Origin of the sequence: Streptomyces sp. M2CJ-2 (assembly GCF_016757295.1) — a bacterium.
In the GTDB taxonomy this organism is placed as follows: domain Bacteria; phylum Actinomycetota; class Actinomycetes; order Streptomycetales; family Streptomycetaceae; genus Streptomyces.
On sequence record NZ_JAESIF010000003.1, the window covers coordinates 31,821 to 58,689 of the forward strand.

The following is a 26,869-nucleotide window of genomic DNA, read 5'->3' on the forward strand; positions in this document are numbered from 1 at the left end:
AACCCGGAGACCGCGCGGGCCGCCTCCACCTCGCGGGTGAAGCGGACGCGGAACAGCTGGTGCCACCACTCGGTGGCGGCGGCCCCCCAGCCCGCGCGAACCGGGCCCGTTCGGGCCCGATCTGTCCGTGGGGCGTGGCTCAGAGCACGCGCACGGCACCCGAGGCGGGGTAGCCGGAGAGATCCTGGATGACGACGCCCTTGGACGGGTTGGCGGCGTCCAGGTACTGGCCGTTACCGATGTAGACGCCCGTGTGGTACGCGGACCCCTTGCCGCCCCAGTACAGGATGTCGCCGACCTGGAGGTTGGACAGCGAGACGTCGGTGCCGACGGTCGACTGGTCCTGCGAGACGCGCGGGAGGTCGACGCCGACCTGCTTGAACGCGGCCTGCACCAGGCTGGAGCAGTCCCAGGCGTTGGGGCCCGTGGCGCCCATGACGTAGGCGTCGCCCACCTGCGCCTTGAGGAAGGCGATGACGGTCGCGACGCTGCCGCCGGTCGGCGCGGAGGCGGTGACCGTGGTGGCCGCCGTGCTCGTGGCGCCCGCGTTGGTGGTGAGGGTGGCGCGCTCCGCGTCGCGCGTGGCGCGCTCGGCGGCGGCCTTGCGGGCCTCCTCGGCGGCCTTCTTCTTCGCCTCGGCCTTCTTCTTGGCCTCGGCGAGGTCGGCCTTCGCCTCCTTGGCGGCCTCGGCCGCGGCGGCGTCCCGCTCGGCCTGCAGTTGGTAGTTCGCGGCGGCCTGCTGGGTGGCCTGTGCGGACTGGGCGACCTGAGTGGACAGGTCGGCCGTCAGGGTGGGCAGTTCGAGGTTCTGCGCCACCGGCTCGGCGGCGTTCGCCGCCGACGCCCCGGCCACTGCCAGAGTGCTGAGAACGCCACTGGCGACTCCGGCCCGCATCGCCATCGTGGACGACGCGGTGCGGCGGGGTTTCCGGTGGCTGCGTATGTGAGCGGTGTGGGACATGGGAACAACCGGTACCAGGGGCTCCTTCATATCCACAAGAAACGTGTGCTGCGCCACAATTGTTCAACGGCGGCCGTGAACCCCGGGCGTGTCGCTCTTTATTGACGCCGTAACGGACATTGCGGACGGGCCGTAATGGGCCCGTGATCACGGTCTTTCATCTTTACGTCCGAATTGCCCCGGCGATTACCACCGCTTGGAACGATTGGCCAAGCCCTCTTCCTCCGCGGCCTCGAGGAATGTGGCGGAGGTCACGGAACGGTCACCCGTCCCGGCGCGTCCGCGATGTGCCCCGCGTCCGGGTTGCGGCCGGGTTGCGTCCGGGTTGCGGTGGGATCGCGAGTGGATCACGGCCTGGTCACCGCCGGGGCGCGGCCGGATCGCGGCGCCGGGACTTCGTGAACGCGCGCACGCGTCCACATCGCGCCTCGCGTCCCCCTGATGTGTGAACGCCTCCTCTAACAAGAGATCGCGTCCAGCACCAATTTGCATGCGGGGGAACCCTCTTGATATGGAGACGAACCTTCTGACCTGCGCTGACGTGGCAAATTGTCACTTCTGGTGACCGCGCGGACGCTTCGCGTATGAAGATCACCGCTCATCCGGCTTCATGATCGTTCGTCAGGTGGTGGAGATCACAAAGCTTTGGCAATACCCCGTGTCGCAGATCACAGACCTGCGGGCATAGGATGCGGAGCGGTTGGGCTTGTGACCCGCTTCACATGTTCTCGATCTTCGCCGGGGCGGGCGTGGTTCGCGGGACGCGTGGGACGGAAGTGAGCCCGACTCGCCAGCAGTCAGTGCCGACTGAGAGGAGCGAGGAGCGGTGAACGCGTATGCGCCCATCCTCGTACTGGGAGCCCTCGGGGCAGGCTTTGCGATCTTCTCCGTGGTCATGGCCACGCTGATCGGTCCGAAGCGGTACAACCGCGCCAGGCTCGAGGCCTACGAGTGCGGTATCGAGCCGACCCCCACGCCGGCCGGCGGCGGGCGCTTCCCCATCAAGTACTACCTGACGGCGATGCTCTTCATCGTCTTCGACATCGAGATCGTCTTCCTCTATCCCTGGGCCGTCAGCTTCGACGCGCTGGGGATTTTCGGGCTCGTGGAGATGCTGCTCTTCGTGCTCACCGTCTTCGTCGCATACGCGTACGTGTGGCGGCGGGGCGGCCTGGAATGGGACTGAAGGGCCTTTGACCATGGGACTCGAAGAAAAGCTGCCGAGCGGATTCCTGCTGACCACCGTCGAGCAGGCCGCGGGCTGGGTGCGCAAGTCGTCCATGTTCCCCGCCACGTTCGGACTCGCCTGCTGTGCCATCGAGATGATGACCACCGGTGCCGGCCGCTACGACCTGGCGCGTTTCGGCATGGAGGTCTTCCGCGGCTCGCCGCGGCAGGCGGACCTGATGATCGTGGCCGGCCGGGTCAGCCAGAAGATGGCGCCGGTGCTGCGGCAGGTCTACGACCAGATGCCGAACCCCAAGTGGGTGATCTCCATGGGGGTCTGCGCCTCCTCGGGCGGCATGTTCAACAACTACGCGATCGTCCAGGGCGTCGACCACATCGTCCCGGTCGACATCTACCTCCCCGGCTGCCCGCCCCGGCCCGAGATGCTGATGGACGCCATCCTCAAGCTCCATCAGAAGGTCCAGAGCTCCAAGCTCGGCGTGAACGCCGAGGAAGCGGCCCGTGAGGCGGAGGAGGCGGCGCTCAAGGCACTGCCCACCATCGAGATGAAGGGGCTGCTGCGATGAGTGACGCGAAGAACGCCGCGGGTGACGGCGACGGCGTGAACCCGGAGAAGGACCTCTCGGCGGAGAACCTTCCCGGCAGGCGCGGCGAGGGCGGTGAGGAGATCCGCGTCCAGCGCGGCATGTTCGGCGCCGCCAACGGCGGCGACACCTCCGGTTACGGCGGTCTGGTCCGCTCGGTCCGGCTCCCGGGACCGTCGAACCGCCCCTACGGAGGCTGGTTCGACGAGGTCGCCGACGAACTCGAGGGTGCCCTGGAGGAGCAGGACCTGCTTCCCCGGAACGCCATCGAGAAGACGGTCGTCGACCGCGGCGAACTCACCTTCCACATCGAGCGCGAGCACCTGGTGCGGGTCGCGAGGACCCTGCGGGACGACCCGGCGCTCCGCTTCGAACTGTGCACCGGCGTCAGCGGCACCCACTATCCGAACGACAAGGGCCGCGAACTGCACGCCGTGTACCACCTGCGCTCGATCACCCACAACCGGTTGATCCGCCTGGAAGTCAGCGCCCCCGACAACGACCCGCACATCCCGTCACTGGTCTCCGTCTATCCGACGAACGACTGGCACGAGCGCGAGACGTACGACTTCTTCGGCATCGTCTTCGACGGCCACCCGGCCCTGACGCGGATCCTGATGCCGGACGACTGGCAGGGCCACCCGCAGCGCAAGGACTATCCCCTCGGCGGCATCCCCGTCGAGTACAAGGGCGCCCAGATCCCGGCTCCGGACCAGCGGAGGTCGTACTCATGAGCACGTCGAACGCATCCGCGGAGTCCGCGGCCTCCGCGCGCGAGACCACGGAAGGCACCGTCTACACCGTCACCGGCGGCGACTGGGACGAGGTCGTCCAGACGGCGAGCCGCAGTGACGACGAGCGCATCATCGTCAACATGGGCCCGCAGCACCCGTCCACGCACGGCGTGCTCAGGCTGATCCTGGAGATCGACGGCGAGACCGTCTCCGAGGCCCGCTGCGGCATCGGCTACCTCCACACCGGCATCGAGAAGAACCTCGAGTACCGGACCTGGACCCAGGGCACCACGTTCGTGACGCGCATGGACTACCTGACGCCGTTCTTCAACGAGACGGCGTACTGCCTCGGCGTCGAGAAGCTCCTCGGCATCGAGGACCAGATCCCCGACCGCGCCTCGATCATCCGCGTGCTCCTGATGGAGCTGAACCGGCTCTCCTCCCACCTGGTGTGCATCGCGACCGGAGGCATGGAGCTCGGCGCCACCACCATCATGATCTACGGATTCCGTGATCGTGAACTCATTCTCGACGCCTTCGAGCTCATCACGGGCCTCAGGATGAACCACGCGTACATCCGCCCCGGCGGACTGGCCCAGGACCTGCCGCCCGGAGCGGTGGACCAGATCCGCGAGCTCGTGAAGACGCTGCGGAAGAACCTCCCGGAGTACGACGCGCTCGCCACCGGGAACCCGATCTTCAAGGCCCGTATGCAGGACGTCGGGTATCTGGACCTGGCCGGCTGCATGGCCCTCGGGGCCACCGGTCCCGTCCTGCGTTCCACCGGCCTGCCGCACGACCTGCGCAAGGCGCAGCCGTACTGCGGATACGAGACGTACGACTTCGAGGTCCCCACCGCGGACACCTGCGACTCCTACGGCCGCTTCCTGATCCGGCTGGAGGAGATGCGCCAGTCGCTGCACATCGTCGAGCAGTGCCTGGACCGGCTCCAGCCCGGACCGGTCATGGTCGCCGACAAGAAGATCGCCTGGCCCGCCCAGCTCGCCATGGGACCGGACGGACTGGGCAACTCCCTCGACCACATCAAGAAGATCATGGGCACCTCCATGGAGGCCCTGATCCATCACTTCAAGCTGGTCACCGAGGGTTTCCGCGTGCCGCCGGGACAGACCTACACGGCGGTCGAGTCGCCCAAGGGCGAGCTCGGGGTGCATGTCGTCTCCGACGGCGGCACCCGTCCCTACCGGGTCCACTTCCGCGACCCGTCCTTCACCAACCTGCAGGCCATGGCGGCGATGTGCGAGGGCGGCCAGGTCGCCGACGTCATCGTCGCCGTGGCATCCCTCGACCCCGTGATGGGAGGCGTCGACCGGTGACCACCTCATCTTCGGAGCGGGGCGTCAGCCTGGGCATGCCCCAACTGCCCGCGCCCGCCTACCCGGACGAGGTCCGGGCCCGGCTGGAGACCGACGCGCGCGAGGTCATCGCCCGCTACCCGGACTCCCGGTCCGCCCTCCTGCCGCTGCTGCACCTCGTGCAGTCGGAGGAGGGCCACGTCACGCGCACCGGAATGCAGTTCTGCGCGGACGTGCTCGGCCTGACCACGGCCGAGGTGACCGCCGTCGCCACCTTCTACACCATGTACCGGCGCCGGCCGAGCGGTGACTACCAGGTCGGGGTGTGCACCAACACCCTGTGCGCCGTCATGGGCGGCGACGCCATCTTCGAGGAGCTCCAGGAGCACCTCGGCGTCGGCAACGGCGAGACCACCGAGGACGGCAAGGTCACCCTCGAACACATCGAGTGCAACGCGGCCTGCGACTTCGCGCCCGTCGTGATGGTCAACTGGGAGTTCTTCGACAACCAGGACCCCCGGAGCGCCAAGCGCCTGGTCGACGACCTGCGGGCCGGCCGCCCGGTCTCGCCCACGCGCGGGGCGCCGCTGTGCACGTTCAAGGAGACCGCCCGGATCCTGGCCGGTTTCCCCGACGAGCGGGAGGGCGCCGTCGAGGCCACGGGAAGCGCGGGACCCGCCTCCCTGTCCGGCCTGAAGCTGGCCAAGGGGGAGGAGGCCGCCGCCGCGCGCGTGGTGCACCCGCGCGGCGAGGCGCCCACGGACACCCCGCCGCACGAGCCGTCGCCGACGGAGCACCTCAGCTCGCACGACGCGCCGCAGGACACATCGGCCTCCGACCCTTCGCATCCGGCCGGACCCGTCGCAGAGGAGGGGGAGTGATGACCTTGGCACCCGCCGAACTCAGGGACATCGGCCCGGAGAAGCTGCTCGCACCCGTGCTGTCGGCCTTCTGGGACGAGGACGAGTCCTGGACCCTGGACGTCTACAGGAGGCACGAGGGGTACGAGGGGCTCCGCAAGGCCCTCGCCATGTCACCGGACGACGTCATCGCGTACGTCAAGGAGTCCGGTCTGCGCGGGCGCGGCGGCGCCGGCTTCCCGACGGGAATGAAATGGCAGTTCATCCCCCAGGGAGACGGCAAGCCCCACTACCTGGTGGTCAACGCCGACGAGTCGGAGCCCGGAACGTGCAAGGACATTCCGCTCCTCTTCGCGAACCCGCACAGCCTCATCGAGGGCATCGTCATCGCCTGCTACGCCATCAGGTCGTCCCACGCCTTCATCTATCTGCGGGGTGAAGTCGTCCCCGTGCTGCGGCGGTTGCACGAGGCCGTGCGCGAGGCCCGTGCGGCGGGCCTGCTCGGCGAGAACATCCTGGGCAGCGGACTCGACCTCGAACTCACCGTGCACGCGGGCGCCGGCGCGTACATCTGCGGTGAGGAGACCGCACTGCTCGACTCGCTCGAAGGCCGCCGTGGCCAGCCGCGGCTCCGTCCCCCCTTCCCCGCCGTCGCGGGCCTCTACGCGTGCCCCACCGTGGTGAACAACGTCGAGTCGATCGCCTCGGTTCCCGCCATCATGAACCGGGGCAAGGACTGGTTCCGCTCGATGGGCAGCGAGAAGTCACCCGGCTTCACCCTCTACTCCCTCAGCGGCCACGTCGCACGCCCCGGGCAGTACGAGGCGCCGATGGGCATCACGCTGCGCCAGCTGCTCGACATGAGCGGCGGCATGCGGCCCGGGCACCGCCTGAAGTTCTGGACGCCGGGCGGCTCCTCGACGCCGTTGCTCACCGAGGAGCACCTCGACGTCCCCCTGGACTACGAAGGGGTGGGCGCCGCCGGTTCCATGCTCGGCACGAAGGCGCTCCAGTGCTTCGACGAGACGACCTGTGTCGTACGGGCCGTCACCCGCTGGACCGAGTTCTACGCCCACGAGTCCTGCGGCAAGTGCACGCCGTGCCGCGAAGGGACGTACTGGCTCGTGCAGCTGATGCGCGACATCGAGGCCGGCAAGGGCCGGATGTCCGACCTCGACAAGCTGAACGACATCGCCGACAACATCAACGGCAAGGCGTTCTGTGCCCTCGGCGACGGCGCCGCCTCGCCGATCTTCTCCTCGCTGAAGTACTTCCGTGAGGAGTACGAGCAGCACATCACGGGCCGTGGCTGCCCGTTCGACCCGGCCAAGTCGACGGCCTGGGCCGACCGTACGGAGGTGCACGCATGACTGTGACCACCAGCTCTCCCTCCGGTGGGGGAGAGGCGGCGGTCCCGCCCGAGGACCTCGTGACGCTGACCATCGACGGCGTCGAGATCAGCGTGCCCAAGGGCACCCTGGTCATCCGGGCCGCCGAACAGCTCGGCATCGAGATCCCCCGGTTCTGCGACCACCCCCTCCTCGACCCGGCCGGCGCCTGCCGCCAGTGCATCGTCGAGGTCGAGGGCCAGCGCAAGCCCATGGCCTCCTGCACCATCACCTGCACCGACGGGATGGTGGTGAAGACCCAGCTGACCTCGCCCGTCGCGGAGAAGGCCCAGCACGGGGTGATGGAGCTGCTGCTCATCAACCACCCGCTGGACTGCCCGGTCTGCGACAAGGGCGGCGAGTGCCCGCTGCAGAACCAGGCGATGTCGCACGGCAACCCGGAGTCCCGCTTCGAGGGCAAGAAGCGGACCTACGAGAAGCCCGTCCCGATCTCCACCCAGGTGCTGCTCGACCGTGAGCGGTGCGTGCTGTGCGCCCGCTGCACCCGGTTCTCGAACCAGATCGCCGGCGACCCGATGATCGAGATGGTCGAGCGGGGCGCGCTCCAGCAGATCGGCACCGGCGAGGGCGACCCCTTCGAGTCGTACTTCTCCGGCAACACCATCCAGATCTGCCCGGTCGGCGCGCTCACCTCGGCGGCCTACCGGTTCCGCTCCCGCCCCTTCGACCTGGTCTCCTCGCCCTCGGTGTGCGAGCACTGCTCCGGCGGCTGCGCCACCCGCACCGACCACCGGCGCGGCAAGGTCATGCGGCGGCTCGCCGCCGACGACCCCGAGGTCAACGAGGAGTGGATGTGCGACAAGGGGCGCTTCGGCTTCCGGTACGCGCAGCAGCGGGACCGGCTGCAGACCCCGCTCGTGCGCAACGCCGAGGGTGAGCTGGAGCCCGCCTCCTGGCCCGAGGCACTGCAGATCGCGGCCCAGGGGCTGCTGGCCTCCCGCGGCCGCACCGGCGTCCTGACCGGCGGCCGGCTCACCGTCGAGGACGCCTACGCGTACAGCAAGTTCACGCGCGTGGCGCTCGACACCAACGACATCGACTTCCGCGCGCGCGTGCACAGCGCCGAGGAGGCCGACTTCCTCGCCGCGCGGGTCGCGGGTCGCGGACACGACCTCGGGGACGTGTCCGGTCCGCACTCCGGGGGCGGTGTCACGTACTCCTCGCTGGAGAAGGCGCCCGCCGTCCTGCTGGTCGGGTTCGAGTCGGAGGAGGAGGCGCCCGGCGTCTTCCTGCGGCTGCGCAAGGCGTGGCGCACCCACGGGCAGCGGACCTTCGCCCTGGCCACGTACGCCACGCGCGGCCTGGAGAAGGCCGGCGGCACGCTGCTGCCGGCGGCCCCCGGCACCGAGACCGAATGGCTGGACGCGCTCGCGAGCGGCGTCGGCCTGGAGGGCGACGGGGCCAGGGCGGCCGAAGCGCTGCGGACCGAGGGCGCGGTGATCGTCGTCGGTGAGCGACTCGCCGCCGTCGAGGGCGGTCTCACCGCCGCCGTACGGATCGCCACCGCGACCGGCGCCCGGCTGGTGTGGATCCCGCGCCGGGCCGGGGAGCGGGGCGCCGTCGAGGCGGGCGCGCTGCCGTCGCTGCTGCCGGGCGGGCGCCCGGCGACCGACCCGCGCGCGCGGGAGGAGGTAGCCGCCGTCTGGGGCGTCGCCGCTCTCCCGCACCGCTACGGCCGTGACACCGGCGAGATCGTCGAAGCCGCGGCGACCGGCGAACTGCAGGCGCTGCTGGTCGCGGGTGTGGAGGTCGCCGACCTGCCCGACCCCCCGCGCGCGCGTGCGGCACTCGCCGAGGCCGGGTTCGTGGTCTCCCTGGAGCTGCGGCCCAGCGAGGTCACCGCACTCGCCGACGTGGTGCTGCCGGTGGCGGCCGTCGTCGAGAAGGCCGGTGCCTTCCTCAACTGGGAAGGCAGGGTCCGGCCCTTCGAGTCGGCGCTCAAGCCCGACCAGATGACCCGCCCCCTCCCGCCGACCGACGCGCGCGTGCTGCAGATGCTGGCCGACGCCATGGACGTGCACCTGGGCCTGCCGGACCTGCGCACGGCACGCGCGGAAATCGAGCGGCTCGGCACCTGGGACGGCCCGCGGGCCACCGAACCGCTGCGGACCGCGGGCGCGCTGCCCCGGCCGGCCGCCGGGGAGGCGGTGCTGGCCGGACACCGGCTGCTGCTGGACCAGGGACTCCTCCAGCAGGGCGACGAGGCGCTCGCCGGCACCCGGCACGCCGCGCACGCGCGCCTGTCGGCCGCCACGGCCGTCGAGGTCGGCGTCGAGGACGGCGACCTGATCGCGGTGACCGGCACCGCCGGAACGGTCGAACTTCCCCTGAGCGTCACCGAGATGCCCGACCGCGTGGTGTGGCTCCCGCTGAACTCCGCGGGTGGCGGTGTCGCCTCCGACACCGGGGCGCTACCCGGCTCCCTCGTCCGTATCGGCCCGGCGGCACCCGCCGGCGAAGCCCCCAAGGAGGTGGAGGCATGAGCCTGTACTTCGCCGCTGAGGACCTCTCGATGTTCGGCCGCGACCCCTGGTGGCTGGTCGCCCTCAAGGCGGTGTTCTGCTTCGCCTTCCTCATGGTGACGGTGCTGATCGCCATCGTGATGGAACGCAAGATCGTCGCCTGGATGCAGCGGCGCATCGGCCCCAACCGGCACGGCCCCTGGGGCATGCTCCAGTCGCTCGCCGACGGCGTGAAGCTGATGCTCAAGGAAGACGTCGTCGTCAAACGCGCGGACAAGGCGGTGTACGTCCTCGCGCCGATCGTCGCGGCCGTCCCGGCCTTCATGGCGATCGCGGTGATCCCCTTCGGGCCGTCCGGCAACGAGATCTCGATCTTCGGTCAGCGGACCACGATGCAGCTCACCGACCTGCCGATCGCGCTGCTCTACATCCTCGCGGTCGCCTCGATCGGCATCTACGGCATCGTCCTGGCGGGCTGGAGCTCCGGATCCACCTACCCGCTGCTGGGGGGCTTGCGCTCCTGCGCGCAGATGATCTCCTACGAGATCGCCATGGGCGCCGCGTTCGCCTCCGTGTTCCTCTACTCGGGCTCGATGTCGACGTCGGCGATCGTCGAGCAGCAGGCCGACCGCTGGTACGTCCTGCTGCTGCCGGTCTCCTTCCTCATCTACATCGTCACGATGGTCGGCGAGGTCAACCGCGCCCCCTTCGACATGCCGGAGTCCGAGGGCGACCTGGTCGGCGGCTTCAACACCGAGTACTCGTCGATCAAGTTCGCGATGTTCATGCTCGCCGAGTACATCAACATGGTGACCGTCTCGGCCGTCGCCACCACCCTCTTCCTGGGCGGCTGGCGCGCTCCGTGGCCGATCAGCACCTTCTGGGAGGGCGCGAACCACGGCTGGTGGCCGATGCTCTGGTTCATCGTCAAGGTCCAGCTGCTGCTGTTCATGTTCGTCTGGCTGCGCGGCACGCTTCCGCGGGTCCGCTACGACCAGCTGATGAAGCTCGGCTGGAAGGTCCTGATCCCGGTCTCCCTGGTGTGGCTGATGCTCGTCGCCACGGTGCGGGCCCTGCGGAACGAGAACTACGGATTCACCGACATCGCCCTCTACGTCGCCGCGGCCGTCCTGGCCCTGCTGGTGCTGTCCTTCGTCGTCGACATGTTCCGGGCGAAGAGCAAGAAGGGCGAGGAGACCGAGGAACCCGGCGAGGCCCCGGCCGCCTTCGATCCGATGGCGGGCGGGTTCCCCGTACCGCCGCTGCCCGGACAGGAGCTTCCGCCGGTGCCGCGACGGCCCTCGCGCCAGGAACGGAAGCTCGTCGCCAGTGGCGGACCCGATACTCACAGTGATGGATCTCTGGATGGAAAGGAGGCGTCCGATGGCTGAGGAACCCAAGGAGGCCGGGCAGACGAAGCCCGGTTTCCTGAACCCGGCGGCCGGCTTCGGCGTGACCTTCAAGGCCATGTTCAAGAAGCGGCTGACCGAGCAGTACCCCGAGCAGCCGAAGACCACGGCCCCGCGCTTCCACGGCCGGCACCAGCTCAACCGCCATCCGGACGGTCTGGAGAAGTGCGTCGGCTGCGAACTGTGCGCCTGGGCCTGTCCCGCCGACGCGATCTACGTCGAGGGCGCGGACAACACCGAGGAGGAGCGCTACTCGCCCGGCGAGCGGTACGGCCGCGTCTACCAGATCAACTACGCTCGCTGCATCCTGTGCGGTCTGTGCATCGAGGCGTGCCCCACGCGCGCGCTCACGATGACCAACGAGTTCGAGCTGGCAGACTCCAGCCGCGCCGACCTCATCTACACCAAGGAGCAGTTGCTCGCCGGTCTGGAGGAGGGCATGGTCGACAGCCCGCACGCCATGTACCCGGGCACCGACGAACAGGACTACTACCGGGGCCTGGTGACCGAGGCCGCGCCCGGCACGGAGCGGCAGGTCGCCCACTCCAAGGGTGAGGTCGCGCAGGAGGCGGACTCGACCTTCGGCGAGGACGAACCGGCCTCGGAGAAGGTGATCCGGGGATGACCGCGTACACCGCGTACACCGCGTACACCGCGTCCGCCGAGCATCTCGCCGCCTACTCCACCTCCACCGGGGAGGCCGTCCAGTTCTGGACCCTCGGCACGATCGCCGTGATCGGCGCGCTGGGCACCATCCTGATGCGGCGGGCCGTGCACAGCGCGCTCTGCCTGGCCGGAACCATGATCGTCCTGGCGGTGTTCTACCTCGCCAACGGCGCCTACTTCCTGGGCATCGTCCAGATCATCGTCTACACCGGCGCGATCATGATGCTGTTCCTGTTCGTGGTGATGCTGGTCGGCGTCACCGCGGCGGACTCCCTGAAGGAGACCATCAAGGGCCAGCGCTGGCTCGCCCTGCTGTGCGGACTCGGCTTCGGCATCCTGCTGGTCGGCGGCATCGGCAACGCCGCGCTCACCGAGTTCAACGGCCTCGGCCAGGCGAACGCGAACGGCAACGTCCAGGGCCTCGCCGCTCTGATCTTCACCCGGTACGTGTTCGCCTTCGAGATCACCGGAGCCCTGCTCATCACGGCCGTCGTCGGCGCCATGGTGCTCACCCACCGCGAGCGCACCGAGCGTGCCCGGACCCAGCGGGAGCTCTCCGAACAGCGCGTCCGCGAGGGCAAGCACCTCCCGCCGCTGCCGGCCCCGGGCGTGTACGCCCGGCACAACGCGGTGGACATCGCGGGCCTGCTGCCCGACGGCACACCGTCCGACCTCACCGTCAACAAGACGCTGCGCGAACGGGGTCAGATCCGGGACGTGTCGCAGGAGGCGCTCAACGACCTGCGGGCGCTGGAGCAGCGCGCGGAGGAGCGTCTTGAGCGCACGGCGATCGAGCCCACGTTCAAGTCGGCGTACGAGCGGGCCGAGGAGGCGTCGAAGTGAACCCGGTCAACTACCTGTACCTCGCCGCCCTGCTGTTCACGATCGGCGCCACCGGTGTGCTCATCCGGCGCAACGCGATCGTCGTCTTCATGTGCATCGAGCTCATGCTCAACGCCTGCAACCTCGCGTTCGTCGCCTTCTCCCGTATGCACGGCAACCTCGACGGCCAGATCATCGCCTTCTTCACGATGGTCGTCGCCGCGGCGGAGGTCGTGGTCGGGCTGGCGATCATCGTGTCCCTGTTCCGTTCCCGCCACTCGGCCTCGGTCGACGACGCCAGCCTGATGAAGCTGTGAGGGGTCGGTAGACCGTGACTAACACAGAGAATCTGATCGCGCTGCTGGTGGCGGCGCCCCTGCTCGGAGCGGTGGTGCTGCTGTGCGGCGGCCGCCGGCTGGACGCCGTCGGTCACTGGATCGGCACGGCGCTCGCCGCCGCGTCCTTCGTGATCGGGCTCGTCCTCTTCACCGGCATGCTGGGCAGCGCCGCCGACGACCGCACCCTGACGCAGCACCTGTTCAGCTGGATCCCGGTGGAGGGCTTCCAGGCGGACGTCGCCTTCCAGCTCGACCAGCTGTCGATGACGTTCGTCCTGCTGATCACCGGCGTCGGCTCGCTCATCCACCTGTACTCGATCGGGTACATGGAGCACGACGAGCGGCGCCGCCGCTTCTTCGGCTATCTGAACCTGTTCCTCGCGGCGATGCTGATCCTCGTCCTCGCCGACAACTACCTGCTGCTGTACCTGGGCTGGGAAGGCGTCGGTCTCGCCTCCTACCTGCTGATCGGCTTCTGGCAGCACAAGCCCAGCGCCGCGACCGCGGCGAAGAAGGCCTTCCTGGTCAACCGGGTCGGCGACATGGGCCTGTCGATCGGGATCATGCTGATGTTCCTGTGGTTCGGCACCTTCGCCTTCGGGCCGGTGCTCGGCAGCCAGGGGGAGGCCGGGCTCGCCGGTGCCGCCGGCGAGGGCAAGCTCACCGTGATCGCCCTGATGCTGCTGCTCGCGGCCTGCGGCAAGTCCGCCCAGGTGCCGCTGCAGTCCTGGCTCGGGGACGCGATGGAGGGCCCGACCCCGGTCTCGGCCCTGATCCACGCCGCGACCATGGTCACGGCGGGCGTGTACCTGATCGTCCGCTCCGGGGCCATCTTCAACGGCGCCCCCGACGCGCAGCTGGTCGTCACCGTCGTCGGCGCGGTCACGCTGCTGTTCGGTGCGATCGTCGGTTGCGCGAAGGACGACATCAAGAAGGCGCTGGCCGGTTCGACGATGTCGCAGATCGGCTACATGGTGCTCGCGGCGGGCCTCGGCCCCATCGGCTACGTCTTCGCGATCATGCACCTGGTGACGCACGGCTTCTTCAAGGCCGGCCTGTTCCTCGGCGCCGGTTCGGTCATGCACGGCATGAACGACGAGGTCGACATGCGCCGCTACGGCGGACTGCGGAAGTACATGCCGGTCACCTTCGTCACCTTCGGCCTCGGGTACCTCGCGATCATCGGCTTCCCGGGCCTGTCCGGCTTCTTCTCCAAGGACATGATCATCGAGGCGGCCTTCGCCAAGGGCGGCACCGAGGGCTGGATCCTCGGCGGCGTGGCCCTGCTGGGCGCCGCCATCACCGCGTACTACATGACGCGCGTGATGCTGATGACGTTCTTCGGCGAGGAGCGCTGGCGCAACGCCCCGACGCCGTCCCCGGCCGCACCCGACGTGGAGCCTTCCGCCGAGACGCGCGGCGAGTACACCCCGCCCGACCCGCACGAGTCGCCGAAGATCATGACGATCCCGATGATCGTGCTCGCCTTCGGGTCGGTGTTCGCGGGCGCGTTCTTCGGCATCGGCGACCGGTTCCTGAACTGGCTGGAGCCCGTCACCGGGTACGACCACGGCCACGCGCCGATCAGCGCCCTGACGGTCACGATCGCCACGGTGGCCGTGATGGTCGTCGGCGTGGCGATCGCCTGGGGCCAGTACGGGCGCCGCCCGGTCCCGGCCGTCGCCCCGCGCGGGTCGCTGCTCACCCGGGCAGCCCGGCGCGACCTGCTCCAGGACGACTTCAACCACGTGGTCCTGGTACGCGGCGGCGAGCACCTCACGCGCTCCCTGGTGTACGTCGACCACACCCTGGTCGACGGGGTCGTCAACGGGACGGCGGCCTCGTTCGGCGGCCTGTCCGGACGGATGCGCAAGCTGCAGAACGGCTTCGCGCGGTCGTACGCGGTCTCGATGTTCGGCGGCGCGGCGGTCCTGGTCGCCGCGACCCTGCTGATGAGGGCGGTCTGATACCGATGTCCTTTCCTCTGCTGACAGCGACGGCGGCGCTCCCGGCCATCGGGGCGATCGCCACGGCCGCCGTACCGGCCGCGAAACGCACGGTCGCCAAATGGCTGGCCCTGCTGGTCTCGATCGCCACCCTGGTGCTGGCGATCGTCGTCCTGGTGCGCTTCGACCCGGGCGGCGACCGCTACCAGCTCACCGAATCGCACGCCTGGATCGCGGACTTCGGCGTCCGCTACGAGCTCGGGGTGGACGGCATCGGGGTCGCGCTGATCGCGCTGACCGCCCTGCTGATCCCGTTCATCATCCTCGCGGGCTGGCACGACGCCGACCACCTGGAGACCGGCAGCAGGCGGTGGCGGCCGACGCAGGGCTTCTTCGCCCTGATCCTGGCCGTCGAGGCGATGGTGATCCTCTCCTTCGAGGCCACCGACGTCTTCCTCTTCTACATCTTCTTCGAAGCCATGCTGATCCCGCTGTACTTCCTGATCGGCGGCTTCGGGGACCGGGCCCACCAGCACGGGGAGGAGAAGGCGGCCACGCAGCGTTCGTACGCGGCGGTGAAGTTCCTGCTCTACAACCTGGCCGGCGGTCTGGTCATGCTGGCCGCGGTGATCGGGCTGTACGTGGTCGCCGGGAACTTCTCCCTCACGGAGATCGCCGAGGCGCGGGCGAACGGTTCGCTCGAGATGTCGGCGAGCACCGAGCGCTGGCTGTTCCTCGGGTTCTTCTTCGCCTTCGCGGTGAAGGCGCCGATGTGGCCGCTGCACACCTGGCTGCCCAACGCCATGCAGGAGTCCACCGCTCCGGTCGCCGTGCTCATCACGGCCGTCGTGGACAAGGTGGGCACCTTCGCGATGCTGCGCTTCTGCCTCCAGCTGTTCCCGGAGGCGAGCAAGTGGGCGACGCCCGCGATCATGGTGCTGGCCGTCATCAGCATCATCTACGGGGCGCTGCTCGCGGTGGGCCAGCGTGACATCAAGCGGCTGATCGCGTACGCGTCGATCTCGCACTTCGGCTTCATCATCATGGGCATCTTCGCGATGACCAGCCAGGGCCAGTCCGGGGCGACGCTCTACATGGTCAACCACGGGATCTCGACCGCCGTCCTGCTGCTGGTGGCCGGGTTCCTGATCTCGCGGCGCGGCTCCCGGCTCATCGCCGACTACGGCGGTGTGCAGAAGGTCGCGCCGGTCCTCGCCGGCACGTTCCTGATCGGCGGCCTGGCGACGCTGTCGCTGCCGGGACTGGCGCCGTTCGTCGGCGAGTTCCTGGTCCTGGTCGGCACGTTCACGCGCTACCCGGTGATCGGCGTCATCGCCACCTTCGGCATCGTGCTCGCCGCGCTCTACACCCTCGTCCTCTACCAGCGGACGATGACGGGCCCCCTCAGGCCCGAACTCGCCAAGATGCCCGACCTGCGGGTGCGTGAGATCGCCGTGGCCGCGCCGCTGATCGTGCTGCTGGTCTTCCTGGGCGTCTACCCGAAGCCCGTCACGGACATCGTGAACCCGGCGGTGAAGCAGACCATGTCCGACGTACAGAAGAAGGACCCCCAGCCCGAGGTGGAGGCGGCCAAGTGAGCGCATCAGCCGTCCACAGCCTGTGGACAACGGCGGCCGACCCGATCTCGAAGATCGACGCGCCGAAGATCGAGTACGCCCAGCTCGCCCCCGTCCTGATCATCGTCGGCGCGGCGGTCGTCGGGATCCTGGTCGAGGGCTTCGTACCGCGCAAGTTCCGCTACTACGCACAGACGTTCGTCGCGACGGCCGCCCTGGTCTCCGCGTTCGCCGCGGTGGTGGCGCTCGCGGCCGGCGGGTACGGCACGACCAAGGCGGGCATCGCGGCGATGGGCGCGATCGCCGTCGACGGCCCGGCCCTGTTCCTCCAGGGCACGATCCTGCTGACGGCACTGGTCGGCCTGTTCACCTTCGCCGAGCGCAGGCTCGACCCGGAGGTGCAGGGCAACCGCGTCGACTCGTTCGCCGCGCAGGCCGCGGCCGTGCCGGGCAGCGAGAACGAGAAGAAGGCGGTCAAGGCCGGGTTCACCACCACCGAGGTGTTCCCGCTGCTGCTCTTCGCCGTCGCCGGCATGCTGGTCTTCCCGGCGGCCAACGACCTGGTGACGCTCTTCGTGGCCCTGGAGGTCCTCTCCCTCCCGCTGTACCTGCTCTGCGCGCTGGCCCGCCGCAAGCGGCTGATCTCGCAGGAGGCCGCGGTCAAGTACTTCCTGCTCGGCTCGTTCGCCTCCGCGTTCCTCCTCTTCGGCATCGCGCTGCTGTACGGCTACGCGGGCTCGATGTCGTACGCGAGGATCGCGCAGGTCGTCGACGGCACGATCCAGGAGGTCGACCCGGCCCTCGTCAACACCATGGGCAACGACGCGCTGCTGCTGGTGGGCGCGGGCCTGCTGATCATGGGCCTGCTGTTCAAGGTCGGTGCCGTCCCCTTCCACATGTGGACGCCGGACGTGTACCAGGGCGCGCCCACCCCGGTGACGGGCCTGATGGTGGCGGCGACCAAGGTGGCGGCGTTCGGCGCCCTGCTGCGGGTGCTGTACGTCCTGCTCCCCGGTCTGCGCTGGGACTGGCGGCCGGTCATGTGGGCCGTGGCCATCGTCACCATGCTGGGCGGCGCGATCTTCGCGATCACCCAGACCGACATCAAGCGGCTGCTGGCGTACTCGGCTATCTCGCACGCGGGCTTCATCCTCGCGGGTGTCATCGCGGCCACGCCGGCCGGCATCTCGTCCGTCCTCTTCTACCTGGCCGCGTACTCGTTCGTGACGATCGGCGCGTTCGCGGTGGTGACGCTGGTGCGGGACGCCGGGGGTGAGGCGACGCACCTGTCCAAGTGGGCGGGGCTCGGCCGCCGTTCGCCCCTGGTGGCGGCGGTGTTCGCGGTGTTCCTGCTCGCCTTCGCGGGCATTCCGCTGACCTCCGGCTTCGCCGGGAAGTTCGCCGTGTTCAAGGCGGCGGCGGAGGGCGGCGCGGTGCCGCTGGTCGTGGTCGGTGTGATCGCGTCGGCGATCGCGGCGTTCTTCTACATCCGGGTGATCGTCCTGATGTTCTTCAGCGACCCGCGGCCCGAGGGCCCGACCGTCGCGGTGCCGTCACCGCTGACGATGACGGCGATCGGACTGGGCGTGGTGGTCACGGTGGTGCTCGGTGTGGCACCGCAGTACTTCCTGGAGCTGGCGGGCGACGCGGGAGTGTTCGTGCGCTGACCGGGCCTCCGCCGACGACAGGGCGGCCCGGTACCCGCTCGGGGGGTACCGGGCCGCCCTGTCGTGGCGGGGACGGGCCGGCGGGACCTGTGGACAGCTCCGGGGTTGTCGGTGCGGGCGCCTATGGTGGGGCGCAGTGGGCACGGCGGACGCAGTGGACGCAGTGACCGGGAGTGAACGAGCGAGGTGTACGGGGGCGGGACGATGGGCGGGACGGGCGGTAGTGGCGGGATGGCAGTGATGGAGAGCGAGGCGCGGGCCACGCTGCAGCGGGTGTTCGGGTTCGAGGCCTTCCGCGGTGAGCAGGAAGCGGTGATCGAGCATGTGATCGCGGGCGGGGACGCCGTGGTCCTCATGCCGACCGGTGGCGGCAAGTCCCTGTGCTACCAGATTCCGGCCCTGGTCAGACCGGGTACGGGGGTCGTCGTCTCCCCGCTGATCGCGTTGATGCAGGACCAGGTGGACGCGCTGCGGGCGCTCGGTGTGCGCGCCGGGTTCATGAACTCCACGCAGGACTTCGACGAACGTCGTGTGGTGGAGGCCGAGTTCCTGGCGGGCGAGCTGGACCTGCTGTATCTCGCGCCGGAGCGGCTGCGGCTGGACAGCTCGCTGGAGCTGCTCTCGCGGGGGAAGATCTCCGTCTTCGCGATCGACGAGGCGCACTGCGTGTCCCAGTGGGGACACGACTTCCGGCCGGACTACCTCACGCTGTCACTGCTCGGGGAGCGTTGGCCGGACGTGCCCCGGATCGCGCTCACCGCGACGGCCACGCACGCCACGCACCGGGAGATCACCGAGCGGCTGGCCATGCCGGACGCCCGGCACTTCGTGGCGAGCTTCGACCGGCCCAACATCCAGTACCGGATCGTGCCGAAGGCCGACCCCAAGAAGCAGTTGCTGGGCTTCCTGCGCGAGGAGCACGCCGGCGACGCGGGCATCGTCTACTGCCTCTCCCGCAACTCCGTCGAGAAGACAGCCGAGTTCCTCAGCCGCAACGGCATCGAGGCGGTGCCCTACCACGCGGGGCTGGACGCGGGGACGCGCGCCGCGCACCAGGCCCGTTTCCTCCGGGAGGACGGCCTGGTCGTGGTGGCGACCATCGCCTTCGGGATGGGCATCGACAAGCCGGACGTCCGGTTCGTCGCCCATCTCGACCTGCCCAAGTCCGTCGAGGGCTACTACCAGGAGACGGGCCGCGCCGGCCGCGACGGGCTGCCGTCCACGGCCTGGATGGCGTACGGCCTGGGCGACGTCGTGCAGCAGCGCAAGCTGATCCGGTCCGGCGAGGGGGACGAGGCCTTCCGACGGCGGGCCGCCCGGCATCTGGACGCGATGCTCGCCCTGTGCGAGACGGCCGGGTGCCGGCGTGCCCGGCTCCTGGCCTACTTCGGCCAGGACGACGACGCCCCGGCGGGCTGCGGCAACTGCGACACCTGCCTCGCCCCGCCGGAGACCTGGGACGGCACCGTCGCGGCCCAGAAGGTGCTGTCGACGGTGGTCCGGCTGCAGCGGGAGCGCGGGCAGAAGTTCGGCACGGTGCAGATCGTCGACATCCTGCTGGGGAAGCGCACCGCCAAGGTCATCCAGTTCGACCACGACCAGCTGTCCGTGTTCGGGATCGGTGAGGATCTCAGTGAGGGCGAGTGGCGGGGCGTGGTCCGGCAGTTGCTGGCCCAGGGACTGCTGGCGGTCGAGGGCGACTACGGCACGCTGGTGCTGACCGAGGCCAGCGGGGCGGTGCTGCGTCGCGAGCGCGAGGTGCCGCTGCGCAAGGAGCCGGAGAAGCCGGTGACTTCCCGGTCGGGGTCGTCGGGGTCGTCGGGGGCGTCGGGCTCCGGGCGGGGCAAGGCCAAGGCCGCCGCGGCCGAGCTGCCCGAGGAACTCGTGCCGGCCTTCGAGGCGCTGCGCGCCTGGCGTGCCGAGCAGGCCCGCGAGCAGGGTGTCCCCGCGTACGTCATCTTCCACGACGCCACGCTCCGGGAGATCGTCACGGTCCGGCCCGGTTCGGTGGCCGAGCTCGGCGGGATCAGCGGGGTGGGCGAGAAGAAGCTCGCGACGTACGGGGAGGGCGTACTGGCGGTGTTGGGGGCGCTGGGCCAGCAGCAGGAGACCGAGGACCGGGCCGGGGCGCAGGGCGCGGCTGCGGACACCACCGGTTCCGCGTCGGACGACTGGCCCGAGACGGACGACGAACCGGAGCCGGACGACTGGGTGTAGTCCACCGCAGGGCGGGTCCTGCCGCTAGGGCAGGGCGGTGAGGCCCGGGGCGAAGGTGATCAGCAGGGGGAGGAGGGGGACCAGGGCCGCCGCCGTCGTCGTCAGGGCGCGGTCACGGCGGCCGAGGCGGGGCGGGGGCTTCAGCAGGCGGTCGACGCGCTCGCCGAGCAGGCGGTGGCTGGAGGCGCAGGACAGGACGCCACGGTGCTGGTTGAGCTCGATCAGCGCCAGTGCCGTGGTCAGGTGGCCGCAGCGGCGGGAGGCGGTGTCGTCGGCGGCCAGTTCGACCAGGCGGTGGGTCTGGTCGCAGAAGTGGGTGAACAGGGGGATGCGGGGGAAGCCGGTGGCCAGAGCGGTGGAGAGGTGCAGCAGCCAGTCGTGATGGGCGCGGGCGTGGCCGCGTTCGTGGGTGAGGACGGCGTCGATCTGGTGGTCGGTGAGGCGGCGCAGGGCACCGGTGGTGACGATCAGCTGGGGCGGGCTGCCCGGCATCCACCAGGCGTCGGGGTACTCGTCCTCCAGCACCAGCAGGGGGCCGCGGGCGGCGGGGAGACCGGCGGGCAGGTCGGGGGCGCGTTCCAGCAGATGTGCGCGGGCCTGGGCGCGGCGCCGGCGGGCGTCGACCAGTTCCCGTACGAGCATGGCCGTGGTCCAGGCGGCGCCGCAGGCCAGCAGCAGGGTGAGGACGGCCATCCACGGCGGGGCGGCGGACAGGTCGTACGCCGCGGTCACCGCGGGCGGGGCCGGCGCGAAGAGCTGGGCGCGGACGGTGCCGAAGACGGCCGCGGCGCCCAGGGCGAGGGCGGTCACGCAGCACAGCAGGACCGTGGCGACGAGGCACTGCCAGACCCACAGGGCGACCACCGGTTCCCGCTCCGGCCACTCGGCCCGGGTCAGTGCGCGAGGGACGGGCCCGGCGGCCGTCACGGCGACAACGCTCAGCAGGAGCAGGCAGAGGGTCATGCCAAGGGCTCCGGATCCTGTCGGCGGAGGGGACTTCGGATCGTGCGGGACGCGCGGGAGCCGCACACCGCCCGACACCAAGTATGACGGTGAAGGGCGGCGTGAGGCAGGGGGGCGACGAAGATCGGAGGACGCCCTCCGGGAGGCACCCCTGAAATCGACGGGATTGGCGGAATCGACGGGGCCTACGGGATCGACCCGGCCCGGTCGCCGGGATCAGCCCGCGGGTGTCACCCGTCCCGTGACCTCGCCGAGGCCGACGCGGACACCGTCCGGTCCCGGGGCCCAGGCCGACAGGGTCACCACGTCGCCGTCCTCCAGGAACGTCCGCTTGCCGTCGGGGAGTTCGAGGGCGTCCCGCCCGTTCCAGGTCAGTTCCAGCAGAGACCCGCGTTCCCGCTCGGTGGGGCCGCTCACCGTGCCGGAACCGTAGAGGTCGCCGGTGCGCAGGGAGGCGCCGTTCACGGTCATGTGGGCGAGCTGCTGGGCGGCCGTCCAGTACATGGTGGAGAAGGGGGGCTCGGAGACGACGTGGCCGTTGACGGCCACGGAGATCCGCAGGTCGTAACCGCCGGGTTCCTCGTCCGCGTCGTCCAGGTACGGCAGCAGCTCGTGCGTGCGCTCCGGTGGCGCCACCCGGGCTTCTTCCAGGGCGTCCAGGGGGGTGATCCAGGCCGACACCGAGGTGGCGAAGGACTTGCCGAGGAACGGGCCGAGGGGGACGTACTCCCAGGCCTGGACGTCGCGTGCGGACCAGTCGTTGAGGAGGCAGAGGCCGAAGACGTGGTCACGGAAGTCGCCGAGCGGCACCGGCCGGCCCCGCTCGGACGGCGCCCCGACCACGAAGCCGACCTCGGCCTCGATGTCCAGCCGGACCGACGGGCCGAAGACCGGGGCCGGGTCGGTCGGCGCCTTGCGCTGCCCCGAGGGCCGTACGACGTCCGTGCCGGACACCACCACCGTGCCGGAGCGGCCGTGGTAACCGATCGGCAGGTGCTTCCAGTTAGGGGTGAGGGAGTCGGCCGCGTCGGGGCGGAAGATCCGGCCGACGTTCCGTGCGTGGTTCTCGGAGGCGTAGAAGTCGACGTAGTCCGCGACGTCGAAGGGAAGGTGCAGGGTCACCGAGGACAGCGGATGGAACAGCGGCCCGACGGTCTCCCGGTGTGCCGGGACGGTCACCCAGGCCGTGAGCGCCCGCCGCACGTCGGACCAGGCCGTCCGGCCCGCCGCCAGCAGCGGGTTGAGGGTCGGGCGGGCGAGCAGGGAGGCGTACGGGGAACCCAGGGCGTGTGCTGCCGCGCCGGCGTCGAGGACGTGGTCGCCGAGCCGGACGCCCACCCTCTGCTCCGTCGAGCCGGGGGGAGAGAACACGCCGTACGGCAGATTGTGCGGGCCGAAGGGATCGCCCTCGGGGACATCGAAGGGGGGCATCGGGTGCTGCCTCGCTCTCGTGTGCGCAGGTGCTCTGGTGCTTCACGTGTCCGTGGTCGTGCCACACGTTACGGGTGCCGCGGTGGTCTTGGGCAGAGGCGAAGGGGCGGGTCCGGGGCGGCGGGCGGCGGGGCGGCGGGGCGGCGGGGCGGCGGGGCGGCGGGGCGGCGGGGCGGCGGGTCCATGTGTCGCTTCCCCCTGCGTACCGGAAGTTATCCACAGGACGCGACGCAATCTTGACGGAGCGGTGCGAACGGGGCGACTCTGGGCGGGTGCCGGAAGGCCTCGGGGAGGGGGCGTTCCGATGGCACATCAGGGGGACGGATGGCCATAGGGGAGGCCGGTCCGGGTTCGGCGCGCTCTGCCTCGCAGTCGAAGGGGCTGGAAGAGGTCATGCGCGGCCGGCTCGGCCGGGAATGTGTGTACGTGCCGTCATGCAGGTTCGGGCTGTTCGTGGCGTTGCGCCACTGGTGCCCGCCCGGCGGCAGGGTGTTGATGTCGCCGGTCAACGACGACGTCATCTTCTTCGTGGTGCTCGCGGCGGGGCTGCGCCCGGTGCAGGCGCCGCTGAACCCGCTCGACGCGTCCATCGACACCGATGCCGTGCCCGACGAGGTGTGGGGCTCGCTGTCCGCCGTACTGACCACGAACCTGTACGGCAACCCGGACCCGGCACCGGAACTGCGTTCCCGCTGCGATGCGTCGGGCATCCCGCTGTTCGAGGACGGGGCGCACGCCATCGGCAGCGAGATCGGCGGGCGGCCGGTCGGGGCCTGGGGCGATGCGTCTGTTTTCAGCCTTTCCAAGCACGTCGGCGCCCAGACGGGGGGCATTCTCTCGCTGGCCGACCCGGGCAGGAGCGCAGCGGTGCGGGAGGCCTGCGCCGAACTGCTCGTCCCGCGCCGGATGGCGTCCGAACTCACCTATGCGGTGAGGCCGTACGCCGAGGCAGCCGTGCGGGGACTCGGGCTGCGCCGGGCGGCCTGGGCCGCGATGGGGCTGCTGGGGCTGACGGAGCGTGAGGGGATCCGCATGCCACTGCGTCCGGACGCGCTGGCCGACGCCGTGCGCTCCGCCCCGGACCTGGCCGCGCACGATCCCTGGGTCAGGGTCGACATGCACGACTACCGGCTGGAGCCCGGCCCCGTGCGCCTGCGCCGGGTCCGGCGGGGGCTCGGGCGGCTGGACGACGTCCTGGCGGCCTCCCGCGCGGGTACGGAACTGCTGCTGTCGACGCGGTGGGCCCGGCCGCGTCCGGGCGGTGCGGTGCAGCCGCTGTTCCGGGTGCCGCTGCTCGTGGCGGACCGGGACGCCGCGATCGAGGCGCTGGCGCGGCGCGGCATCGTCGTCGGCTACCTCTACGATCCGCCCCTGGACGACTACGCGGGAGCGGAGTTCACGGACCCGTCGCCCGCGCCCGAGGGCGCTCGCTGGTTCGCGCGACACGCACTGCCGGTGGACCCGCTGCGGGCACGGGAGGCCGTCGAGGTGCTGGAACGGTCCGGGGCACGGCCGGCCGAGCCACCCGAGGCACGGGCCGAACCGGAGGTACCGGAGGCACCGGAGGGGCCGGCGCGGCGCGGGGCGGTACGGCCGGGGAACACGGCGAGAGGGCTGGGGCCGCCCCGTGACTGAGACCCAGGTGCACGAGCCCGCCGTGGTGCGCGGCGACGGCGGCCCCGAACCCGCCGACCACAAGTCCGGCTCCGACTCGCTGTTCAAGAACGCCTACTTCCTGATGCTCAGCACCGGCGTCTCCGCGGTCCTCGGGCTGGGGTTCTGGCTCGTGGCCGCGCGCTACTACTCCGAGGAAGCGGTCGGCCAGGGCTCCGCCGCGATCGCCGCGATGCGGCTGCTCGCCAGCATCACCGCGACCACGATGATCGGTGCCGTGGTCCGCTTCGTGCCGCGTGCCGGCCGCGAGACCGGGCGCCTGGTGTGGGGCGTGTACGGGGCGAGTTCGCTGGTCGTCGCCCTGGCCGCGGGCGTCTTCCTGCTCACGCTGGATCTGTGGGGCGCGTCGTACGCACCCCTCGGCACACCGCTGGCGGGCGCGCTGTTCGTCGCGGCGTGCGTGGCGTGGGCGCTGCTCACCCTGCAGGACGGGGTGCTCACGGGCCTGCGGAAGACGGAGTGGGTACCCGCCGGGAACGCCGTCTTCTCCACCGGGAAGCTGGTCCTGCTGGCCGTCTTCGCGAGCGCGCTGCCGGTCCTGGGCATCTTCGTGTCCTGGGCCGTCGCGATCGCGTTCTCCACACTGCCGCTCGGCTGGCTGATCTTCCGTCGGCTCATTCCGCGTCAGGCCGCCGCCGACCGTGACCGGGAACCGCCCAAGGTCCGGGACATGGGCCGTTTCCTGGCCGGAGACTCGCTCGGCGCCCTGTTCAGCCTGGCGATGATCAACCTGCTGCCGGTGATGGTCGCGGTGCGCTTCAGCGCCGCCGACAACGGTTACTTCTACGTGGCGTACACCGTCGGCGGCACCATGGAGTTCATGGCTATCAACATGGCCTCGTCGCTCACCGCCCACGCCTCGCACGACCCACGGCAGCTCGCGGACGGCGTCCGAGGGGCGCTGCGCCGGATGACGTTGCTGCTGGTGCCGGTGGTGCTGGTGCTCGTGGTCTTCGCGCCGCAGATCCTCACCCCGTTCAGCGCGGACTACGCCGAGCACGGCTCGGCCGTGCTGCGGCTGCTCGCGCTCGGGGCGCTGCCCCGAGTGGTCGTGGAGCTGTACATCGGGGTGCTGCGGGTGCAGGGGCGCACCGGTGTGCTCGCCGCCCTCCAAGGGGCCATGTGCGTGCTGGTACTGGGCAGCGCGGCCGTGCTGTTCAGCCCCGCGGGGATCGCGGGGGCCGGGTGGGCGGTGCTGATCAGCATGACGTTGATCGCCGTCGTCTCGGTGTTCGGACTGCGGTCGGCGCTGCGCGGCACGCGCGGCGGGCCCCTGGAGCAGGACGGGCCGGACCGAACCGCCCCGACCCCCGCCGGGTCCGCCTACGGCACCCGCTGGGCGAAGCTGAACGCCACCGCCGGGTACGGCACGGGCTGGGCCCGCCGGGCCGCCTACGAGGGCGGGGAGGATTCCGGGCAGGGCGGCGACGACACCGTCAGGTTGTTCATCGGCCGCCCCGGTTACGAACGGGAGGCGCTCCAGGCGGACACGCTGGCGTTCATCGTGCGGTCCCGCCCCGCGGACGCGGACTCGCCCGGGGACGCGGAGGAGGACACCAGCCCCGGGACGGGGGAGGGGGGTGGAGAGCCACCCACTCCACGGGACGCACCGGGCCGGGACGACGAACCGCATGAGCGGCATGGACCGGAGGAGCACGAGGAGTCGGAGGAGCCGGAGGAGCGGTCTGCGGGAGCCGCGACGCGGGACGGCGTGGAGGACGCTCGCCCCGTCCGGTCCGGTGCACGCCGTGTGGTCCCGTCGTCGTCGACCGGTGACGAGACCGAGCGGCGCCTGCGGGACGTCCTCTGGGTGCTGCTCGGACTCGCCACCGTCGTCTTCTGGGCGTCGGTGCGCTCGCTGCCCTGGTTCGGCGGATCCGGGCGGGAGGAACCGGGAGAACTGACGGGGCGCCTGTTGCTGGAAGAGCTGCCGCTTTCGGCGCTCGCCGCCGGAGGAGCGCTGCTCCTGGTCTTCGTCGCCTCGGTGACGCTGTGCACACGGTCCGACCCCTGGCTCCCCGGTACCGCGCTGGGCTCCGCCCTGCTCGCCCTGTACGCCGCACCTGTCGTCCTCGGCTGGGAACCAAGGCCGGTGGGTGGGGCGTGGTTCTCGCAGACGGCCGTATTCCTCGCGGACGCGATGGGACTCGTCGGCCCCGAGCCCCTGCTGCGCTGGACACCGCCGGTCTGCCAGTTGCTGTGCCTCGTCCCGCTGTGGCTGCTGTCGGCGCGCGTGGGCGGCAGGCTGTCCTGGCCGGGACGCTGGGGGACGCTGTATCTCGTCGCCGTGGCCGGCTGGGTGTGGCGGGACGTGCTCGCACCGGTGGCCCCGCCCCTGCTCGCCGCGCTGCTTCTCCTGCTGCCCCTCCTCCACCTTCCGCCGCCGCGCCGTGCCGTGTCGGTGACGCGGCCGCCCGACCGTGGCCGACCGAACGGCTGAACCGACGACCGACCGAAACGACCGATCACGCTCCGGAGCCGAACCGCCAGGGGGGAACCACCGTGCGTCCGCCAGCCACTCCACGCGGGAGATCCGCGTCCGAGCCAGCACCCAGGAGCACACCGGCGTCGGTCACCCCTGCCGAACCCCATGCGCACACCGAGTCGCACACCGAGTCGCACACTGAGTCGCGGACCGATGCGCG

Annotated in this window: 20 protein-coding genes; 17 read left to right on the top strand and 3 right to left on the bottom strand. The window is 70.7% G+C overall.

Translation table 11 applies throughout. The features are described 5' to 3' along the window. Positions 1–139: 139 nt before the first annotated feature. Entirely contained in the window at positions 140–991 is an 852-nt protein-coding gene (locus JL475_RS04460; protein WP_202275506.1) for a C40 family peptidase, read from the bottom strand. 796 nt (positions 992–1,787) lie between these two features. On the opposite strand from JL475_RS04460, the gene JL475_RS04465 reads away from it, so the two are divergent. From JL475_RS04465 to recQ, 15 genes are all read left to right on the top strand, one after another. Further along, positions 1,788–2,147, top strand: coding sequence for an NADH-quinone oxidoreductase subunit A (locus JL475_RS04465; protein WP_055570452.1), 360 nt, complete (start codon positions 1,788–1,790; stop codon positions 2,145–2,147). Between the two features lie 13 nt (positions 2,148–2,160). Further along, the gene (locus tag JL475_RS04470; protein WP_202275509.1) at positions 2,161–2,715 is read left to right on the top strand and encodes an NADH-quinone oxidoreductase subunit B family protein; all 555 of its coding nucleotides are present in this window, start codon (positions 2,161–2,163) and stop codon (positions 2,713–2,715) included. Continuing rightward, positions 2,712–3,467, top strand: coding sequence for an NADH-quinone oxidoreductase subunit C (locus JL475_RS04475; RefSeq protein WP_202275512.1), 756 nt, complete (start codon positions 2,712–2,714; stop codon positions 3,465–3,467). Before JL475_RS04470 ends, JL475_RS04475 begins: the two co-directional genes overlap by 4 nt. Then, a complete protein-coding gene (locus tag JL475_RS04480) occupies positions 3,464–4,804 on the top strand; it encodes an NADH-quinone oxidoreductase subunit D (protein WP_202275515.1) in 1,341 nt (446 codons plus the stop codon). The genes JL475_RS04475 and JL475_RS04480 overlap by 4 nt, the downstream gene beginning before the upstream one ends. After that, positions 4,801–5,664, top strand: a complete 864-nt coding sequence (gene nuoE / locus JL475_RS04485) for an NADH-quinone oxidoreductase subunit NuoE (protein WP_202275518.1) — start codon at positions 4,801–4,803, stop codon at positions 5,662–5,664. The genes JL475_RS04480 and nuoE overlap by 4 nt, the downstream gene beginning before the upstream one ends. Then, positions 5,661–7,013: an NADH-quinone oxidoreductase subunit NuoF gene (nuoF, locus tag JL475_RS04490; protein ID WP_202275521.1), complete on the top strand. Its 1,353-nt coding sequence runs from the start codon at positions 5,661–5,663 to the stop codon at positions 7,011–7,013. Before nuoE ends, nuoF begins: the two co-directional genes overlap by 4 nt. After that, a complete protein-coding gene (locus JL475_RS04495) occupies positions 7,010–9,535 on the top strand; it encodes an NADH-quinone oxidoreductase subunit G (protein ID WP_202275524.1) in 2,526 nt (841 codons plus the stop codon). Before nuoF ends, JL475_RS04495 begins: the two co-directional genes overlap by 4 nt. Then, entirely contained in the window at positions 9,532–10,905 is a 1,374-nt protein-coding gene (gene nuoH, locus JL475_RS04500) for an NADH-quinone oxidoreductase subunit NuoH (RefSeq protein WP_202275527.1), read from the top strand. The genes JL475_RS04495 and nuoH overlap by 4 nt, the downstream gene beginning before the upstream one ends. Then, the gene (gene nuoI / locus JL475_RS04505) at positions 10,898–11,548 is read left to right on the top strand and encodes an NADH-quinone oxidoreductase subunit NuoI (RefSeq protein ID WP_202275530.1); all 651 of its coding nucleotides are present in this window, start codon (positions 10,898–10,900) and stop codon (positions 11,546–11,548) included. The genes nuoH and nuoI overlap by 8 nt, the downstream gene beginning before the upstream one ends. Then, positions 11,545–12,432 carry an NADH-quinone oxidoreductase subunit J gene (locus JL475_RS04510; protein WP_202275533.1) on the top strand — a complete coding sequence of 296 codons (888 nt, stop codon included), beginning with the start codon at positions 11,545–11,547 and terminating at the stop codon, positions 12,430–12,432. Before nuoI ends, JL475_RS04510 begins: the two co-directional genes overlap by 4 nt. Beyond that, the gene (gene nuoK, locus JL475_RS04515; protein WP_003974374.1) at positions 12,429–12,728 is read left to right on the top strand and encodes an NADH-quinone oxidoreductase subunit NuoK; all 300 of its coding nucleotides are present in this window, start codon (positions 12,429–12,431) and stop codon (positions 12,726–12,728) included. The genes JL475_RS04510 and nuoK overlap by 4 nt, the downstream gene beginning before the upstream one ends. A 14-nt stretch (positions 12,729–12,742) precedes the next feature. Then, the gene (nuoL, locus tag JL475_RS04520; protein ID WP_202275536.1) at positions 12,743–14,716 is read left to right on the top strand and encodes an NADH-quinone oxidoreductase subunit L; all 1,974 of its coding nucleotides are present in this window, start codon (positions 12,743–12,745) and stop codon (positions 14,714–14,716) included. Between the two features lie 5 nt (positions 14,717–14,721). After that, on the top strand, positions 14,722–16,293 hold the full coding sequence (locus tag JL475_RS04525) for an NADH-quinone oxidoreductase subunit M (RefSeq protein ID WP_202275539.1): 1,572 nt from the start codon (positions 14,722–14,724) through the stop codon (positions 16,291–16,293). After that, entirely contained in the window at positions 16,290–17,939 is a 1,650-nt protein-coding gene (gene nuoN / locus JL475_RS04530; RefSeq protein ID WP_202275541.1) for an NADH-quinone oxidoreductase subunit NuoN, read from the top strand. Before JL475_RS04525 ends, nuoN begins: the two co-directional genes overlap by 4 nt. 231 nt (positions 17,940–18,170) lie before the next feature. Next, positions 18,171–20,156, top strand: a complete 1,986-nt coding sequence (gene recQ, locus JL475_RS04535; RefSeq protein ID WP_237406217.1) for a DNA helicase RecQ — start codon at positions 18,171–18,173, stop codon at positions 20,154–20,156. Positions 20,157–20,180: 24 nt separating this feature from the next. Here recQ and JL475_RS04540 read toward each other — a convergent pair whose 3' ends face one another. Next, on the bottom strand, positions 20,181–21,119 hold the full coding sequence (locus tag JL475_RS04540) for a M56 family metallopeptidase (RefSeq protein ID WP_202275546.1): 939 nt from the start codon (positions 21,117–21,119) through the stop codon (positions 20,181–20,183). Between the two features lie 216 nt (positions 21,120–21,335). Next, positions 21,336–22,550 (bottom strand): fumarylacetoacetase, encoded by a 1,215-nt coding sequence (gene fahA, locus JL475_RS04545; protein WP_202275549.1) that lies wholly within the window; start codon positions 22,548–22,550, stop codon positions 21,336–21,338. Positions 22,551–22,943: 393 nt separating this feature from the next. On the opposite strand from fahA, the gene JL475_RS04550 reads away from it, so the two are divergent. Further along, positions 22,944–24,185: a DegT/DnrJ/EryC1/StrS family aminotransferase gene (locus JL475_RS04550; RefSeq protein ID WP_237406261.1), complete on the top strand. Its 1,242-nt coding sequence runs from the start codon at positions 22,944–22,946 to the stop codon at positions 24,183–24,185. Next, positions 24,178–26,664 (top strand): lipopolysaccharide biosynthesis protein, encoded by a 2,487-nt coding sequence (locus JL475_RS04555; protein ID WP_202275553.1) that lies wholly within the window; start codon positions 24,178–24,180, stop codon positions 26,662–26,664. Before JL475_RS04550 ends, JL475_RS04555 begins: the two co-directional genes overlap by 8 nt. Positions 26,665–26,869 lie beyond the last annotated feature (205 nt).